Genomic DNA, 17,248 nt, shown 5'->3' with positions numbered 1-17,248 from the left:
GGCGGCTCACCGGTCCTGGAGGGGGTCGAGGCCGTGCAGGGGGAGCACCGCGCGGCGGGTGGCGGCGACCGCCCGGTCCACGGGGTCGTCGACGTCGCCCTCACCCGCGTCCCACGGGTGGTGGCGCGCCGAGGCGCCGTCTCCGAAGGCGGCCGGCATCCCGGCCGCGCCGACCGAGTCGTGGCCGGTCGCGGCCCGCACCTTCGCCGGCGCGCCGGCGGCCCAGTCCGCCGGCAGCGGCCGGGCCGGGTCCAGCGGGGCGTGGGTGGCGATCGCCAGCAGCTGGGTCCAGGCCCGCGGGACGACGACATCGAGCGCGTACCCGCCTCCCCCGCAGGCCAGCCACCGGCCGCCGCACACCTCGTGCGCCAGCGCGTGCAGCGCCGCGTACGAGGCGGTCTGCCCCTCCAGCGACAGCCGCAGATCCCCCAGCGGGTCGAGGGCATGCGTGTCGCACCCGTGCTGGGTGACGAGGACCTGCGGCCGGAACGAGCGCAGCAGCACCGGCACCACGCCGGAGAACGCCCGCAGCCAGCCGGCGTCGTCCGTCCGCGGCGGGAGCGCCACGTTGACCGCCGTGCCCTCGGCGTCACCCACCCCGACCTCGTCGGGGAAGCCGGTGCCGGGGAACAGGGTGCGCCCGCTCTGGTGCAACGAGATCGTCAGAACCCGCGGATCGTCGTAGAAGGCCGCCTGGACGCCGTCGCCGTGGTGGACGTCCACATCGACGTAGGCGACGCGACTGGCGCCCGCCGACAGCAGCCAGGCTATGGCGACCGCCGGGTCGTTGTAGACGCAGAACCCGCTCGCCGTGCCGCGCATGGCGTGGTGCAGGCCGCCGGCGAGCGCCACCGCGTGCCGGTGGGTGCCCTCCCACACGGCCCGCGCGGCGGCCAGCGTGCCACCGGTGACGAGCGCGGCGGCGGCGTGCATCCGGTCGAAGACGGGGTTGTCCGAGGAGCCGAGGCCGAACCTGGCGGCCAGCCGGGCGCCGGTCGCCGAGCCCGGCGACGCCTCCCGGACGGCCCGCAGGTAGGCGGGGTCGTGGACGAGCTCGATCAGGTCGTCGGACGCCAGCGCCGCGGACGACACCGTGAGCCCGGGGCGGTCGAGCAGGCCGGCCGCGCCGGCGAGATCCATGGTCAGGGCGAGCCGGACCGGATGCAGCGGGTGGCTCGGCCCGAAGTCGTAGTCGAGCATCGCCGGGTCCCAGACCAGCAGCGTACGGTCGTCCGCACCGCCGACCGGCGGCCGCGGCCGGGATCCGGTGTCTCGCGGTTGCGCCGGCTCTGCGTTCACGGACCCGCTCACACGACAAGACGGTAACTCCCATCGCTGTCCGGAGCGACGACGCGGCGGACGGATGGCGAAACGCGACACATTAGGGTCAGATCACGTGGCGGGAGACGAAGGACCAGAACACGACGAACCACGCGGTCGCCGGCCGGTTCCCGGCACGGCGTCGAGGACCCCGGTCGGCACCGTGCTGTGGGAGCCGCCGGCGCGGCGGGTCGCCGAGGCGTCCGTGACCCGGTTCCGCGGATGGCTGGCCGAGGAGCACGGGCTGTCCCTCTCCGGATCGGCGGCGCTCCAGGACTGGTCGGTCACCGAACCCGGCCGGTTCTGGGACCTGCTCTGGGAGTTCTGCGCCGTCGAGGGTGACCGCGGTGACGGTCCGCCGCTGACCGGCGCGGGGATGACCGGCACCCACTGGTTCCCCACCGCGCGCGTCAACTACGCGGAGAACGCGCTCACCCGCCACGGCGCCGCACCGGGAATCATCGCCGTCCGCGAGGACGGGGCGACCGCCGTGGTCAGCTGGGACGACCTGCGCCGGCAGGTCGCCCGCGCCGCCGCCGGACTGCGCCGGCTCGGCGTCGGACCCGGCGACCGGGTCGCCGCGGTGGTGCCGAACACGGCGCACGCGGTGATCGCGATGCTGGCCACGGCCAGTCTCGGAGCGGTCTGGGCCTCCTGCCCGCCTGACGCGGCGCCCGAGGGGCTCGCCGACCGCTTCGCCCCGATCACCCCGCGGGTGCTGATCGGCGTCGACGGGTACACCCGCGGTGGCCAGGTCTTCGACTCCCTGGAGCCGCTGGCGCACCTCGCCCGACGGCTGCCCAACCTGGCGGCAACGGTCGTGATCCCCTATCTGACCTCCGAGGCACTCGGCCGGGCGGCCGAGGCCGGGGTGCCCGCGCTGCGGTCCTGGGACGATCTGCTCGCCGTCGAGGAGGAGCTGGTCTTCGCCCGGCTGCCGTTCGACGCGCCACTGTGGATCCTCTTCACCGCCGAGGCCGGCAGCCAGCCGCGACCGGTTGTCCACGGGCACGGCGGCATCCTGCTGGAGCACCTGAAATCGCTGGCCATGCACCTGGACCTGGGGCCGGACGACCGCCTCTGCTGGCAGGCCACCACCGGTGAGGTGATGTGGCACTACCTGGTCTCCGGGCTGCTCACGGGCACGACGATCGTCCTGTACGACGGCAGCCCGGCCCATCCGGACCTGTCGATCCTGTGGCGGCTCACCGAGGCGATCGAGGTGACCTGCCTGGGGCTGGCCGCGGCGTTCGTGGAAGCCTGCCGGGACAGCGGGCTCGTGCCGGCAGCCCTTGCGGACCTCTCCCGGCTGCGGACGGTCGGGGCGTTCGGAGCCCCGTTCGCCCCCGATGCGGCAGCGTGGGTGTACGAGGCGGTGAGCCCGTCGGTTGCCTTCACAGCCATGAGTGGCAGCGCCGAGCTCGGTACGGCGCTGATCCTGGCGCTGCCGACGGAACCGGTGCGGGCCGGCGAGGCCGGGCCGGCGCTGGGTTGCGCGGTGCGGGTCACCGACCGGGCGGACACCGGCGGCGAGCTGGTCGTGACGGCACCGCTGCCGTCGATGCCGGTGTTCGTCTGGGGAGACCCGACAGGGGCGTGGCTCTACCAGACCCGACTGGGCCGCTTTCCCGGCTGGTGGTGGCAGCGCGAACGGGCCCGGGCGACCGCTGCCGGCGCTTTCGCCGTCGGGGACGTCGTCTTTCCGGCGCTCGTTCCGTCCGGGTTGCGCCCCGGGCTCTGACGGGAGGCCGCGGGAAATGGAAGAGCCGGATCCTCGCCTCAGCGAGGATCCGGCTTCCCACCACCCTTTACCGGAGCAGTGCGGCTGCCGCTGCTCCGGCCTGCTGTGGGCGCCGGCCCGCGTTGCCGCCGCCCACCAGACGACCTCGTCCCAGACGACCGATCCTCAGTCGAGGAACTCGCGCAGCCTGCCGGCAACGGCGGGCTTACGCAGCTCCCTCAGCGTGTCGCGCTCGATCTGACGGATGCGCTCACGGGTCAGGCCGAGTCGGTTACCCACCTCGGCAAGCGTGTGCTGCTTGCCGTCGGCGAGCCCGAAGCGCAGCCGCATCACCTCGCGCTCACGCGGGTTCAGCGCGCCGAGAACGTTGTCGATCTCGTCCTGCATCGCGCCGTAGGAGGCGGCGTCGGCCGGGGAGGTCGCGTCGGAGTCCTCGATGAAGTCGCCGAGCACGGAGTCACCGTCGTCGCCGACGGACGTCTCCAGGCTCACCGTGTCCTGCGCGTAACGGCGCAGCTCGACGACCTGCTCGATCGGCATGTCCAGCTCGAACGCGAGCTCCTCGTCCGTCGGCTCGCGGCCGAGGGTCGAGACGAGCTGGCGCTGCAGCCGGGTGATCTTGTTGATCTGCTCGACCACGTGCACCGGGATGCGGATCGTCCGAGCCTGGTCGGCCAGCGCGCGGCCGATGGCCTGGCGGATCCACCAGGTGGCGTAGGTCGAGAACTTGTAGCCCTTCGCGTAGTCGAACTTCTCGACCGCGCGGATGAGGCCCAGGTTCCCCTCCTGGACGAGGTCCAGCAGGGTCATGCCGCGGCCGCTGTACTTCTTCGCCACCGACACCACGAGGCGCAGGTTGGCGGAGACCAGCTGCTGCTTGGCAGCCTGGCCGTCGGCGACCAGCCGGCCCAGGTCACGGCGGAGCTCCTCGGGCAGGTTCTGGTCCGTGTCGAGCTTGTGCTCGGCGAACAGACCAGCCTCGACCCGCTTGGAGAGCTCGACCTCCTGGGCGGCGTTGAGCAGCGGCACCTTGCCGATCTCGCGCAGGTACATGCGGACGAGGTCCGCCGTACCGGCGTGGTCGGCGACGGTGCGGGTCGGTGCGGCACCGGCCCCGGGGCGCTCGACGTCCTCTTCCTCGACGAGGTCGATGCCGGCGGCGCTCAGCCGACTGATCAGCGCGGGCAGCAGCTCCACGCCGATGTCCGCGGCCTCAAGGGCCTCACGGAGCTCGGCGCGGCTGAGCTCACCGGTCTCGCGACCGCGGGCGATGAGCTCCGCGACCGCGGAGACGTCGAGCTCGTCAAGCTCGTCGGGAACCGCGGCCAGCGTGCGGCTCGGAGTGTTACGGGCAGGAGAAGCGGAGCGACGGGTACGCCGCGGACGCGGGCGTGACTCGTCGGTGCGCTCGGCTAGTTCAAGGGCAGGCAGCGTCATCAGTGGCAGATCCGATGGTCGGTGCGGGTGGGTCGTCTACTTCCTTGCACATGGAGGCAACGACCGAAGAGGCGCAACCATTCCCGTGCAGGCACAGCCGGACGTCAGCGATCGCCGGGCCTACTGAGAAGTGTAGACCCCTGCCTTCGGGACGCTGAACCCGCTGTCGCGAAGACTACCTGGCAGATCGCGTGCTGTGGCGGGAACGAGCAACTATCTCGGCGGCTCCCACGGTGACCCCTCGACTATCAGTGACATTTCACAGCGGAGAGTCGCCACCATGACACTTTAGGGAGTTCGATCCAGAGATCGGCGTCACCTTCCCGGCTCTTCGGCGAGGGTGCGCAACCGAAGGCCGTCGCACGCCCGCCTCGATTCGGATGCGCCCCGAGCAGGCCGGGAGGGCCGCAACGGCGTTCCCACCGAGCTGATACCCGCCGTGCGGGCCCGCATGCCCGCACGAAACGGGTTCAGCTCTGTGACGCGCACCACGAAGAGCTCACCTGGAGACCACTGTGGGCCCAGCAGGGACTCCGGACGCGTGAGCGGGCCCACAGCCAGCCGCCTCGCCACCACCGCGCGACTCCGGAAAGCGGTACCGGCGCGACGCGCACCGGCCGGGGCGCCCCTCACACTCCCGCGCCACGAAGCCACGCCAGGCCCACGGAAAGGCGGTCGCGGCATCGCGCCCGGGCCGTCCCGTCGGGATCCCGCCGGGGAGTCGACTCCGGTCGCACACCGGACGCCACCCAGGAGCCGACTCCGGAGGAGACCTCCACACCAACCACCCACTCGTCACTCCAGGTAATTGATCTGCCGGCTTGCGGCGCCTTGGCCCCACCCGCCGCCCCCGCCTCCGACGGGCTCCGCGGGCCGCGCCGCGACATCACGCACGACTACCGAACCGGACTTTTCCCTGCGTGGCAGGGGGACGACGCACGTGTCGCAACGCACCCGCAGCTCGGGCGCAATCATCTTCCGTTAGGCGGACCACACCGGCGGCCCCCGCCAGGCGAGCACGGCGTGTAACCGCTACTCTCTCACGATGTCGGTTTCCCCGATGCCCGCGCCGTCCTCGTCCAGCCCGGTCATGCCGCCCGTCGCGCGTGACGCCACCCCTGCCGCGGCGCCGCCGGGGACGCCGACCGGCTCGACCCCCGGCCCCCCGCCAGTGCCGACGACGGGCACCAACCGGTCACGCGGGGCCGCCGCCGGCATCGGCGCCGCCGTGCCCACCGGCATACCTGCCCCCGCCGACCCGCCCGATGTGACACCCGCCACGCCGGGTGCGACCGGGGCCGGTGCTGGCACCACGGTGGCGCCGCCCGCCGGGGAGGTCGCGCTGCCCGCCGACCTGGCCGCGCTGCGCGAGACGGCCATCGGGGTCCTGCGTGCGAACGACCTCGGGGACATCACTCGTCCGTCGCCCACGCTCTATCCACACCAGTGGCTGTGGGACAGCTGCTTCATCGCGATCGGACTGCGCCACCTCGACCCGGCACGGGCCGCGGCCGAACTGCTCTCCCTGCTGCGGGGGCAGTGGCCGGGCGGCATGATCCCGCACGTCATCTTCGCGGAGACGTCCGACTACTACCACGCGGGCCCGCAGCGCTGGCGGTGCGACCGGGTGTGCACCACCGCCGGCGGGGTCCAGTCGACCGGCGTCACCCAGCCGCCGATGATCGCGGAGGCGGCGGTCCGGGTCGGTGAGGCCATGAGCCGCGACGAGCGGGTCACCTTCTACCGGCGGCTCGTGCCGGGGCTGATGCGGTTCCACGAGTGGCTCTACCGCGAGCGCGACCCGGACGACACCGGGCTGGTCACACTGGTCCACTCGTGGGAGTCCGGGATGGACAACACGCCAACCTGGATGGAGATGACCAAGCCGGTGGCGCCGCGCACGGTGCGGGCGCTGCGTCGGATCAACGGCGACGACGCGCTCGACGCGCTGCGGCGTGACTCCAAGGAGGTTCCGCCGGACGAGCGGCTGACCTCCGCGGACCTGTTCACCCTCTACCGGATCGTCCGCGAGCTGCGGCGAAGCCGGTACGAGTTCCGGACCATCCGGAACACCTTCGTCCCGCTGGTGCAGGACGTCGCCTTCAACGCGATCCTCGTCCGCGCGAACGAGCACCTCGTGGCGATCGCCGAGGAGGCCGGCTTCCCGGTGCCGCGCTGGCTGGCCCGGTCGATGCGGCGGACCCGGGCCGCGATGAACGATCTGTGGTCGGACGGTCTCTACCTCAGTCGCGACTTCCGCACCGGCGGCCTGCTGCCTCACCCCACGATCGCCAGCTTCCTTCCGCTGTACGCCGGCGTCGTGCCGGACAGCGAGGTCGACGGCATGGTCGAGCAGCTCATGTCGCCGCGGTACTGGGCGAAGTACGGCATCGCCAGCGTGCCGACCGACGACCCCGCGTTCCTGCCCCGCTGCTACTGGCAGGGCCCGGTCTGGGTCAACATGAACTGGCTGATCGCCGACGGGCTGGACCGCTACGGCCGCCGCGAGGCCGCCGACGCCATCCGCCGGAACACCGTCGACGTGATCCGCTCGTCCGGCTCGATGTTCGAGTACTACTCCCCGCTGGACGGCTCCGGCGCCGGCAGCAACCGCTTCTCCTGGACGGCGGCCCTGCTCGTCGACATCCTCGCCACCCACCCGCCACGCTGACCCGACCGGCCCGACCGGCCCGACCGGCCCGACCGGCCCACGCGACCATCACTGACGTCGATAACGACGTCAAGCACCTCGACTTCGATATGGTAGTCATCGCACATGACGGCCTTATCGAAGTCAGCGGGGGCGAGAATGGCCTACACCGGAAAGATCACGAGCGCCGAGTCGTTGGGACGCATCCTCCAGCAGGCCCGGCTGCTCTCCGGTCTGAGCCAGCGCGAGCTCGCCCGCCAGCTGGGGACCACGCAGAAGTACATCTGGGAGCTGGAGGCCGGCAAGCCGTCGATCCTGATGGATCGTCTCTTCGCGGCCATGCGCGCGACCGGCATGGAGCTGACGGCCACCATCACGCCCCCCGGCGACGGCCATGGCTGACCTGGTCGTGGAGCTGTACGGGACCCAGGTCGGCGTGCTTTCGGGCCCGTGGCGCAGCTTCGACTTCGTCCCGGATCCGGCCGCCGTCGACATCTTCGGCCTCGACAGCACCATCCTGTCGGCGTCGATCCCGCTCACGGCGGTGCCCACCCGGGCGCGCAAGGACCGACGGCAGAACTTCTTCCGTGAACTGCTCCCCGAGGCACGGATGCTTTCTCTGCTCGCGCAGCAGGCCGGCGTCAACGAACTTGACGTCATCGGCATGCTGCGCAGCTACGGTCGCGATGTCGCCGGTGCCCTCCAGATCTGGGACCCGGCCGTCCCCGGCGAGCCAAAGCAGCCAGCGCTCGAACCGCTGACCGCCGCCGGGGTGGCCGACATGCTCACTCATGTCCAACGCGACCCGCTCGGGAACAGGGCTGCCACCGGCAAGACGTCGCTGGCCGGCGTCCAGGACAAGATCGTGCTGGCGCGCACAAACGAAAGCTGGAACAGGGTGATCGACGGCTGGCCGTCCACCCACATCCTCAAACCGCGGTCGCGGGACCATCCGACGATGATCTACGACGAGGAGTTCGGGGCACGGATCGCACGGGCCGCAGGTCTCACCTCGACCGCGACGTGGATCGAGGAATTCGAGGGCGTGCCGGCGGTCGTCATCGAACGCTACGACCGATCTCCGGACGCACCGCAGGGGCGCATCCATCAGGAGGACTTCAACCAGGCGCTCGGCGCGGCGGGCAACCAGAAGTACCAGAAGTACGGCGGACGGGTGAGCCTCGAACGCGTCTCCCGGGTCTTCTCAGCAGTGGGCGACGAGGAATCACTCCGACGTCTGTTCGGCCTCGTCGTGGTCTCGGTCGCCGTCGGAAATCTCGACCTGCACGCGAAGAACATCTCGCTCGTGCACCGCCCCGACGGGTCGATGACGCTCAGCCCCGCCTACGACGTCGTCCCGCAGGCACACCTGCCCACCGATGGCGAGATCGCACTGGCCATCGCCGGCGAGTACCGTCACTCGGCCCTCACCCTCGAACACCTCGTGGCAGAGGGCCGTGCGTGGGGTCTCCCCGATGCGGCAGGTCGTGCCGAGAGGGACCTGACCACGGTGCGCGACATCGCGAGGTCACAGACCCCGTACCCCGGGGCCCACCCGGGACTGGCCGACGACATCACCCGCTTCACCGGCAACCTGCTCGCGGGACGCGCGACCGGCGACCGATGACCGTCGGGTGCGACCTTCACGGGTGGGCGTCCGTACCCACCCGTGAAGGTCACCTCCGTCGCGATTCCGCTCGGTGTCAGCTGCAGCCGCTGGTGGAGCCGCACTGCTCGCAGACGTAGCAGCTCCCCGCCGGCCGCATGTTCACGCCGCAGGTGAAGCACAGTGGCGCGTCGACCACCGTCTGCGCGGTGAGCGAGCCGCCGGGCATGGCGGCCCGCAGCTCGCGCACCACCAGTTCCGGCCCGCCGCCTGCGGCCGGCCCGGCGAGGCCGTTCAGGCCGGCCGGCGGGGCCGGGTTGGCCGGAGCGGCGGTTGCACCACCGGTGCCGGCACTGCCGGCGGCGCCGGCGCCCGGAGTGCCCGCGGCCACGGGAGCGCCCTCCACCGGCGCGGACGTCCGCAGCGCCTCGATGTCGATCTCCGGCTCGACCGGCTCGACCGGGGCGGCGGCCAGCTCGCCAGACTGGTCGGACAGCCGCCTCGTCCGCTCGGAGGCGGACAGGATGCCCAGCTCCGCGCGCTGCTCCTCGCTGAGGTAGTCCAGAGCCAGCCGGCGGAACAGATAATCCATGATCGACTGGGCGATCCGGACGTCCGGGTCGTCGGTCATGCCCGCGGGGTCGAACCGCATGTTGATGAACTTGCTGACGTAGGCCTCCAGCGGGACCCCGTACTGCAGCGCGATGGAGATCGCGATGGAGAAGGCGTCCATAACCCCGGCGAGCGTCGATCCCTGCTTCGACATCTTGATGAAGACCTCGCCGAGGCCGTCGTCCGGGTAGGAGCCCGCGGTCATGTAGCCCTCGGCGCCGCCGACGCTGAACGAGACGGTCTGCGACGGGCGCTTCTTGGGCAGCCTGCGCCGCACCGGACGGTGCTCACCCGGCCCGGCCGGCCAGTGTGGAGCCCCGGGCGCCAGGCCGGGGGCGGCACCGGCGCCGACACCGAGCGCGGTGCCTGGTGCTGCGGTGCCTGGTGCTGCGGTGCCGACGGTGGCCGCCGCCGCGGTGCTGGCCGCGGCGAGGGCCTCGGCCGCGTCGGCGTCCCGCTTCGCGCCCCTGACATCGGTCAGCGGCTGGCCGACCTTGCAGTTGTCCCGGTAGATCGCCAGCGCCTTCAGGCCGAGGCGCCAGCCCTCCAGGTAGATCTCCTCGACATCGGCGATCGTGGCGGTGGCCGGCATGTTCACCGTCTTCGAGATCGCGCCCGAGAGGAACGGCTGGACCGCCGCCATCATCCGGACGTGCCCCATCGGGCTGATCGCACGGTCACCGATCGCGCAGTCGAAGACCTCGTAGTGCTCCGGGCGCAGGCCGGGCGCGTCGATGACGTGCCCGTGCTCGGCGATGTACTCGACGATCGCCTCGATCGTCTCCTCCGGGTAGCCCAGCGCCCGCAGCGCCGCCGGTACGGTCTGGTTCACGATCTTCATGCTGGCACCGCCGACCAGCTTCTTCATCTTGACCAGGGCGAGGTCCGGTTCGATGCCGGTGGTGTCGCAGTCCATCGCCAGCCCGATCGTCCCGGTCGGGGCCAGCAGGCTGACCTGGGCGTTGCGCCAGCCGTTCTTCTCCCCCACCGCCAGCGCCCGCTCCCACTCCCGCGAGGCGGCGGTGATCAGCCGGGCGTCCTCGGAGTGAACGGCCCGCACGGAGTCGTTCGCCGCGCTGTGCTTTCGCACGACGCGGCGGTGCGCGTCGGCGTTGCGGGCGAAGCCCTCGTAGGCGCCGACGGTGCCGGCGAGCTCGGCCGAGCGGCGGTAGGCGGTCGCCGTCATCAACGAGGTGATCGCCGCGGCGAGGGCGCGCCCGCCCTCGGAGTCGTAGGCCCGGGCGCTCGCCATGAGCAGCGCGCCCAGGTTGGCGTAGCCGATGCCGAGCTGGCGGTAGGCCCGGGTCACCGCGGTGATCTCGGGCGTCGGGAAGTCCGCGAAGCAGATGGAGATGTCCATCGCGGTGATGATCAGCTCGACCGCGGAGACGAACCCCTCCGCGTCGAAGGTGCGGTCCGGCCGCAGGAACTTCATCAGGTTCAGCGAGGCCAGGTTGCAGCTGGAGTTGTCGAGGTGGACGTACTCCGAGCACGGGTTCGACGCCGAGATCCGGCCGGACTCCGGGCAGGTGTGCCAGTCGTTGATCGTGCCGTCGTACTGGATACCCGGGTCGGCGCACTCCCAGGCCGCCTTGGCGATCGTGGTGAACAGCCCACGGGCGTCCACCGACTCGATCACCCGGTTGTCGAGGCGGGCCCGCAGGTCGAAGGACGTCCCGTCGACGACGGCGCGCATGAACTCGTCGTTGACCCGCACCGAGTTGTTGGCGTTCTGGTACTGCACCGAGGCGATGTCACGCCCGCCGAGGTCCATGTCGAAACCGGCGTCACGCAGCGCGCGGATCTTGTCCTCCTCCCGCGCCTTCGTCTCGACGAACTCGACGACGTCGGGGTGGTCGATGTCGAGGACGACCATCTTCGCGGCCCGGCGGGTCGCGCCACCGGACTTGATCGTCCCTGCCGACGCGTCGGCGCCGCGCATGAAGCTGACCGGGCCGGACGCCGTCCCGCCGGAGGAGAGCAGCTCCTTCGACGAGCGGATGCGGGACAGGTTGAGACCCGCGCCGGACCCACCCTTGAAGATCAGCCCCTCTTCGCGGTACCAGTTGAGAATCGACTCCATCGTGTCGTCGACCGCCAGGATGAAACAGGCCGAGACCTGCTGCGGCGCCGGGGTCCCCACGTTGAACCAGACCGGGGAGTTGAAGCTGAAGACCTGGTGCAGCAGCATCCAGGTCAGCTCGTGCTCGAAGATCTCCGCGTCGTTCTCCGACACGAAGTACCCGTGCTCGCGGCCCGCCATGCCGTAGCGGTGCACGACCCGGTCGATGAGCTGGCGCAGCGACGACTCCCGCTCGGGTGTGCCGACCGCCCCGCGGAAGTACTTGCTGGCCACGATGTTGGACGCGTTGACCGACCAGGCGACCGGGAACTCGACCCCGCGCTGCTCGAAGTTGACCGAACCGTCCCGCCAGTTCGTCATGACGACGTCCCGGGACTCCCACTCGACCTCGTCGTAGGGGTGGACGCCCGGCGTGGTGCGAACCCGCCGGATCTTCAGTCCGGCCACCTTCGCGGCCGACCTGCTCCCCTTGCCGCGGGTCTCGGTCATGGCACTCCTCGTCTTCGTTCTCGAACAGGTTCAACAGTGGCCGCAGTGCCTACCTGCCCCGTCCGGGCGCGGTCGGATCCGCTCCGAACGGGTAGGAAGGCACGACGGAACAGCCGGATCAGCCTGGTCGCCGATCGGCTGGATGCACTCGTGGGATCTGTGGCAGTGACTGGCGGACGTGGTCGTGGTGACGCGGGGACACGGCGGGACGGGAATGACGTCAGTGATACGCCCGCCGTGGTTTGCTCCCTGGCCGGTGGAGCGTCGCGGGTCCACCTCGCCGCCGGAGGGGCCAGGGACCCCGACCACCTGGCAGGAACGCGTCGACGGGCTAATTACGCGTTGTTCACGGCAACCAGCCCGCGCAGGCTTCGGTCAGTCATCGGCTCGGGTCCGCGGAACCGATGCTCGCGGCGAGCCGCCCTCACCTGCGAGCCACCGCGCGCCGCCACCGAGCCCAGGCCTGGGCCTGGGCTCCCGGGGCAGCCGGGTTGTCACCGCCAGCTGTCGCCGGCACCGGCGCCGGGTCGATGTCGGCGACAGCTGGCGGTGACGTTCAGGGGCCGGAGGCCGCCTGGAGGGCGGACACCGTCGGCAGGCGCGGCCGGCCGACGGGCGTCGCGGTGTTCTGGTCGGCCGCCGCGGCGGTACTCAGGGCGGCCGTCGCAGGGCGGCCTCCGCGGGCGCCTGGCGCCTGGCTCGCGTCGGCGCGCAGCGCCGCGATGGCCTCCTCGAAGTCGCCAAGCGACTCGAAGGCCAGGTAGACGGAGGCGAACCGCAGGTAGGCGACCTCGTCGAGCTCCCGGAGCGGGCCCAGGATCGCCCGACCGACATCCTCCGCGGCCACCTCGGCGGAGCCGGAGGCACGCACTGTCTCCTCGACCCGTTCGGCGAGCAGAGCGAGGTCGTCCGACCGGACGGGCCGCCCCTGGCAGGCCTTACGCACACCGACGATCACCTTCGCCCGACTGAACGGCTCGGTGGCGCCGCTACGCTTGCGCACCCGCAATGAGGCCTCCTCCATCGTGGTGAACCGGCGGCCACACGCCGAGCATGATCTCCGCCGCCGGATGGCGGCGCCCTCCTCGGCCTCCCTGCTGTCCACAACGCGGCTGTCGGAATGCCTGCAGAAGGGACACCGCACAGCTCGTTCCTCTCCTGCTCCGGCGGGCCTGCACAGCCGCGCGCGGAGCACCTCCGGTTGGTCGCCGCCGCCCTTGGCGAGCCGCCCGACAACGGGGGCCCGCCCGGGACCTGTGGATACCGGTGCACAACCTGTGGATGACTTACCGCTTTGTAACTACAAGATGTTGTGGTCAACCGTAGCGCACACCCCCGACAGTTCCGACACCGCCCCCATCGGCGTGTCCAGAACCCACGGGCCAGAACACAGGTGGACACAGCCAGCGGCGAGGCGCGCGCTCAGGGCAGCCGAAGCCGCTGGCCCGGCAGAAGTGCCGCGGTCGGAAGGCCGTTCAGCGCCATGAGCTGACCCACGATTTCGCGAGTGTCGGCATCGGGGTCGATCCCGCGCGCGATCTCCCAGAGCGTCTCCCCGGGCAGGACCCGGTGGGTCTCATAGGCCACCGGCGTGCCGGTGAACGCCTGCGACGAGGTGACCAGCACCGCGGAGAAGACCACGCCGAGGACCATGCTCGCCAGGAGCCCGAGGACGATCCGCCCCCGCCTGGTCAGCCGCAGGGGCGGCTGCGGCCGACGCCCCGTCCCCGTCCCCGCCCGCGGACGGGGACGGGGACGGGGACCAGCGTGGCCCGACAGTCGCCCGCCCGACCCAGATGCGGATCGCTGCCCGCCGCGCCGCGCCGGACGCGGGGGAACGAACAGCCCCGCCTCCTCGGCCGACGCCTCCCGGCCCGCCCACTCCTCGTGCTGCCACCGGGCCGATCCTTCGAGGTACTCGCCGCAGCCCTCGGCCTCCCGGCGGCTCGCGTACCCCCGGCGGCTCGCGTACTCCCGACCCGCCGGCGGGCCGGGCTGTTCCGGGAACTCCGGGACGCGCTCCGGCGCGCCCGGCGCAGGACGCCCGCCAACCCCGCGCACCGGATGCCCGACGGCCAGGGCCCGCCAGGCCAGCCCGGGCATCTCGATGACCCGCGCCCCCGCGACCTCCCGCTGCCCGGGCAGCACCAGCGGCTCCCGGGCCGCGGCGGCAGCGCCCGCCGACCCGCCGCCGGTCACTGCCGCCGCACCGGAGAGACCGCGACCGGAACACTGCTGGCGACGCGCACCACCGGCGCGCCGTCGGTCGGCACCACGAGCCGCCATCCCCCGCACCGCACGGCCCCGGACGGCGACACCGCCGACCGCGGCACCCCGGCACCCACGCACTCCCCGCCCCGTCACGACGGCGCCGCCCGTACCTGCGGTCTGACGTGCCATGCGATCACGGGGCCCCCGAAACCCCGACCCGACCGGCACCCTGCCACTGGTCACACGCTTGCCGTCGGCCACACCAACCTCCCAGGCCCGAACATCCGTTCGATCGAACGCCTGAGCGATTCTTGCACGGCCGCCACGCACACTTCCCCCGACACGCTCGAACAGACGTTTGAGATTCGGCGACCGTCCGACTACCGTCAAGGACGATCAGTTGTGGACGATCGTGCGAGAAGAAACGAGCACGAAAGAACCACGCCGAACCGGTCAGAAGTTACTAATAGGACAAAACGAGAGATCGACCGGGTGGCTCACAGGAGCCGGGGGGCACCGACCGCCCGGTCAGGGAGAAACCGCCGTCGGGGTGGCCCGCGGCGGGGAAGCATCGACAGGGAGAGCGGTAGGCGATGACCAGCCAGGGACGGGGTACCCGCCGAGGCGAAGCCCGCGGCAACGTCCGGGATCTTCCCGACGGCCCCGCGGACGCCTCGGGCCTCACACAGCGACAGAAGAAGGTTCTCGAGGTTATCCGCACCGCGGTGGAGCGGCGCGGTTACCCCCCGAGCGTCCGGGAGATCGGTGAGGCTGTCGGTCTGACCAGCACCAGCAGCGTCGCGCACCAGCTCAAGGTGCTCCAGGAGAAGGGCTATCTGCGGCGCGACCCGAACCGCCCGCGGGCCATGGAGGTGCTGCCGATCGGCGGGCAGAAGACGGGCGCCCGAGCCCGCGCCGCCCTCGCCGGCCGGCCCGTCGAGGAGGCCGAGGCCGTGGCGGGGGGCACGCCGACCTACGTCCCCCTGGTGGGGCGGATCGCCGCCGGCGGGCCCATCCTTGCCGAGCAGGCCATCGAGGACGTCTTCCCGCTCCCGAAGGAGATCGTCGGGGAGGGCACGCTGTTCCTGCTCAGGGTGGTGGGCCAGTCAATGATCAACGCCGCGATCTGCGACGGCGACTACGTCGTCGTGCGGCAGCAGCCGGTGGCGGACAACGGCGAGATCGTCGCCGCGATGATCGACGGCGAGGCGACCGTCAAGCGCTTCCGGCAGCGCGACGGCCGCGTGTGGCTGGCACCGGAGAACCCGGCCTTCTCCGATATTCCGGCCGAGGATGCGACGATTCTGGGCCGGATCGTCGCCGTGATGCGCCGGGTCTGAGCCGTTCGGGAGCGGGGGCCGAGCCGGGGCCGCCACGTCCGGTTCGGCACGGCTCCCCGGGTCGCAGCCCGGGCACCTTCGCGAGAGCGAGGATGCCCGGGGCGGCGCAGGGTCCGCGACTGAGGCCACCGCGACTGAGGCCACTCAGTCAGCCGGGCCACTCAGTCAGCCGAGGTCACTCAGCCAGCCCGGGCTGCCGGGGTCGGTCAGCCGGGGTCGGTCAGCCGGCCACGGCATGTACCTCGGCGCGGAAAGGCTCCAGCTCGGCAGCCAGGTCCACCGGCACTCGCGCGGCCACCGACGTGCCCGTGCCGGTGTGCTCGATACTCAGCACCTCGCCGTCCCGGTGGATGCGGGAGACGAGATCACCGCGGGTGTAGGGCACCAGCAACGACATCTCGACCTCCGGGTGCGGGATCCGCGCCGAGAGCGCCTCGACCAGGTCCGTCAGGCCCGCGCCGGAGCGCGCCGACACGAAGACGGCGTCCGGCACCGCCTGGCGCAGCACCGCGAGCGTAGTCGGATCGACCGCGTCGACCTTGTTGACCACGATGAGCTCCGGCACCCCGGCCGCATCGATCTCGGCGAGGACCTCGCGGACCGCGTTGATCTGGCCCATCGGATCCGGTGCCGCACCGTCCACCACGTGCAGGACGAGCTCGGCGTCCACGACCTCCTCCAGTGTCGAGCGGAAGGCCTCGACGATCTGGTGCGGCAGGTGCCGGACGAAGCCGACCGTGTCGGCCAGGGTGAACACCCGGCCGTCGGGCAGGGTCGCCCGTCGCACGGTCGGGTCGAGGGTGGCGAACAGGGCGTCCTCGACCAGCACACCGGCTCCGGTCAACCGGTTGAGCAGCGAGGACTTCCCCGCGTTCGTGTACCCGGCGATCGCGACCGACGGGACCGCGCCCCGCCTGCGCGCCGACCGCTTCGTCGCCCGCACGGTGGCCATCCCGGTCAGCTCGCGGCGCAGTTTCGCGATGCGCGCGCGCAGCCGCCGACGGTCGGTCTCGATCTTCGTCTCACCGGGCCCGCGGGTTCCGATCGGCGCACGGCCACCGCTGCTGGCGGCGGCCCGGGACATCGACTCACCCCAGCCACGCAGCCGCGGAAGCATGTACTGGAGCTGCGCGAGCTCGACCTGGGCCTTGCCCTCGCGGGAGGTCGCGTGCTGGGCGAAGATGTCCAGGATGAGCGCCGTCCGGTCGATCACCTTGACCTTGACGACCTCTTCGAGCTGGCGGAGCTGACCCGGGGTCAGCTCACCGTCGCAGATCACCGTGTCCGCGCCGGTCGCCTGGACGATCTCCGCCAGCTCACGGGCCTTGCCGGAGCCGACGAACGTCGCCGGGTCGGGCCGGTCGCGGCGCTGGACCAGCGCGTCGAGCACCACCGAGCCAGCGGTGGTGGCCAGCGCGGCCAGCTCGGTCATCGACGCCTCGGCCTCGGTGGGCGAACCGGAGGTCCACACGCCGATCAGCACGACCTGCTCCAGGCGGAGCTGGCGGTACTCGACCTCGGAGACGTCCTCGAGCTCGGTGGTGAGGCCCGGGACCCGGCGAAGCGCCCCGCGCTCCTCCAGGTCGAAGCCGTCGCCCTGCTCGTCGAAGAACGAGAAACCATCGGTGTCGTCGAGCACCACCACACCGTCGCCGGCGCGGTCGGAGCTCTGGTGCAGGTACCGGGTGGACGCCCTCACGGCGTCAGCGGGAAGACTCATACCATCCGTTCTCAACGCGGTCCGGTGACCGTGTCATTC

The 17,248-nt window shown here is 71.8% G+C and carries 11 protein-coding genes; 5 read left to right on the top strand and 6 right to left on the bottom strand.

The window, feature by feature from the left end; translation table 11 throughout:
- Positions 1-6: 6 nt before the first annotated feature.
- Positions 7-1,299 (bottom strand): acetoin utilization protein AcuC, encoded by a 1,293-nt coding sequence (locus tag B207_RS0112405; RefSeq protein WP_051102507.1) that lies wholly within the window; start codon positions 1,297-1,299, stop codon positions 7-9.
- Between the two features lie 97 nt (positions 1,300-1,396).
- On the opposite strand from B207_RS0112405, the gene B207_RS0112400 reads away from it, so the two are divergent.
- Entirely contained in the window at positions 1,397-3,061 is a 1,665-nt protein-coding gene (locus B207_RS0112400; RefSeq protein WP_326828405.1) for an AMP-binding protein, read from the top strand.
- A 165-nt stretch (positions 3,062-3,226) separates the two neighbouring features.
- Here B207_RS0112400 and B207_RS0112395 read toward each other — a convergent pair whose 3' ends face one another.
- Complete coding sequence (locus B207_RS0112395; protein WP_018636861.1) at positions 3,227-4,498, bottom strand: RNA polymerase sigma factor; 1,272 nt, start codon at positions 4,496-4,498, stop codon at positions 3,227-3,229.
- A gap of 1,060 nt (positions 4,499-5,558) precedes the next feature.
- On the opposite strand from B207_RS0112395, the gene B207_RS0112385 reads away from it, so the two are divergent.
- The 3 genes from B207_RS0112385 (at position 5,559) to B207_RS0112375 (ending at position 8,775) form a co-directional block, all read left to right on the top strand.
- Positions 5,559-7,169 carry an amylo-alpha-1,6-glucosidase gene (locus B207_RS0112385; RefSeq protein WP_230204989.1) on the top strand — a complete coding sequence of 537 codons (1,611 nt, stop codon included), beginning with the start codon at positions 5,559-5,561 and terminating at the stop codon, positions 7,167-7,169.
- Between the two features lie 138 nt (positions 7,170-7,307).
- Entirely contained in the window at positions 7,308-7,550 is a 243-nt protein-coding gene (locus B207_RS0112380; RefSeq protein ID WP_018636858.1) for a helix-turn-helix domain-containing protein, read from the top strand.
- Positions 7,543-8,775 carry a type II toxin-antitoxin system HipA family toxin gene (locus B207_RS0112375; protein ID WP_018636857.1) on the top strand — a complete coding sequence of 411 codons (1,233 nt, stop codon included), beginning with the start codon at positions 7,543-7,545 and terminating at the stop codon, positions 8,773-8,775. Before B207_RS0112380 ends, B207_RS0112375 begins: the two co-directional genes overlap by 8 nt.
- Before the next feature lie 76 nt (positions 8,776-8,851).
- Here the strand turns inward: B207_RS0112375 and B207_RS0112370 are convergent, their stop codons facing one another.
- The 3 genes from B207_RS0112370 to B207_RS41340 all read right to left on the bottom strand — a co-directional run bounded on the left by B207_RS0112370 (position 8,852) and on the right by B207_RS41340 (position 14,137).
- Positions 8,852-11,938 (bottom strand): vitamin B12-dependent ribonucleotide reductase, encoded by a 3,087-nt coding sequence (locus B207_RS0112370; RefSeq protein WP_018636856.1) that lies wholly within the window; start codon positions 11,936-11,938, stop codon positions 8,852-8,854.
- A gap of 556 nt (positions 11,939-12,494) precedes the next feature.
- On the bottom strand, positions 12,495-13,082 hold the full coding sequence (gene nrdR / locus B207_RS0112365) for a transcriptional regulator NrdR (RefSeq protein WP_026310984.1): 588 nt from the start codon (positions 13,080-13,082) through the stop codon (positions 12,495-12,497).
- A gap of 278 nt (positions 13,083-13,360) precedes the next feature.
- Positions 13,361-14,137, bottom strand: a complete 777-nt coding sequence (locus B207_RS41340) for a LysM peptidoglycan-binding domain-containing protein (RefSeq protein ID WP_018636854.1) — start codon at positions 14,135-14,137, stop codon at positions 13,361-13,363.
- 605 nt (positions 14,138-14,742) lie between these two features.
- On the opposite strand from B207_RS41340, the gene lexA reads away from it, so the two are divergent.
- Positions 14,743-15,489: a transcriptional repressor LexA gene (gene lexA / locus B207_RS0112350; RefSeq protein WP_018636852.1), complete on the top strand. Its 747-nt coding sequence runs from the start codon at positions 14,743-14,745 to the stop codon at positions 15,487-15,489.
- Between the two features lie 220 nt (positions 15,490-15,709).
- On the opposite strand, the gene hflX is transcribed toward lexA, so the two are convergent.
- Positions 15,710-17,209, bottom strand: a complete 1,500-nt coding sequence (gene hflX / locus B207_RS0112345) for a GTPase HflX (protein ID WP_018636851.1) — start codon at positions 17,207-17,209, stop codon at positions 15,710-15,712.
- Positions 17,210-17,248: the final 39 nt, after the last annotated feature.

This window comes from Parafrankia elaeagni, from assembly GCF_000374165.1.
Classification (GTDB): Bacteria; Actinomycetota; Actinomycetes; order Frankiales; family Frankiaceae; genus Parafrankia; species Parafrankia elaeagni.
The sequence above is the reverse complement of the archived record's forward strand: the minus strand, read 5'-3'. Positions and strand labels throughout refer to the sequence as shown.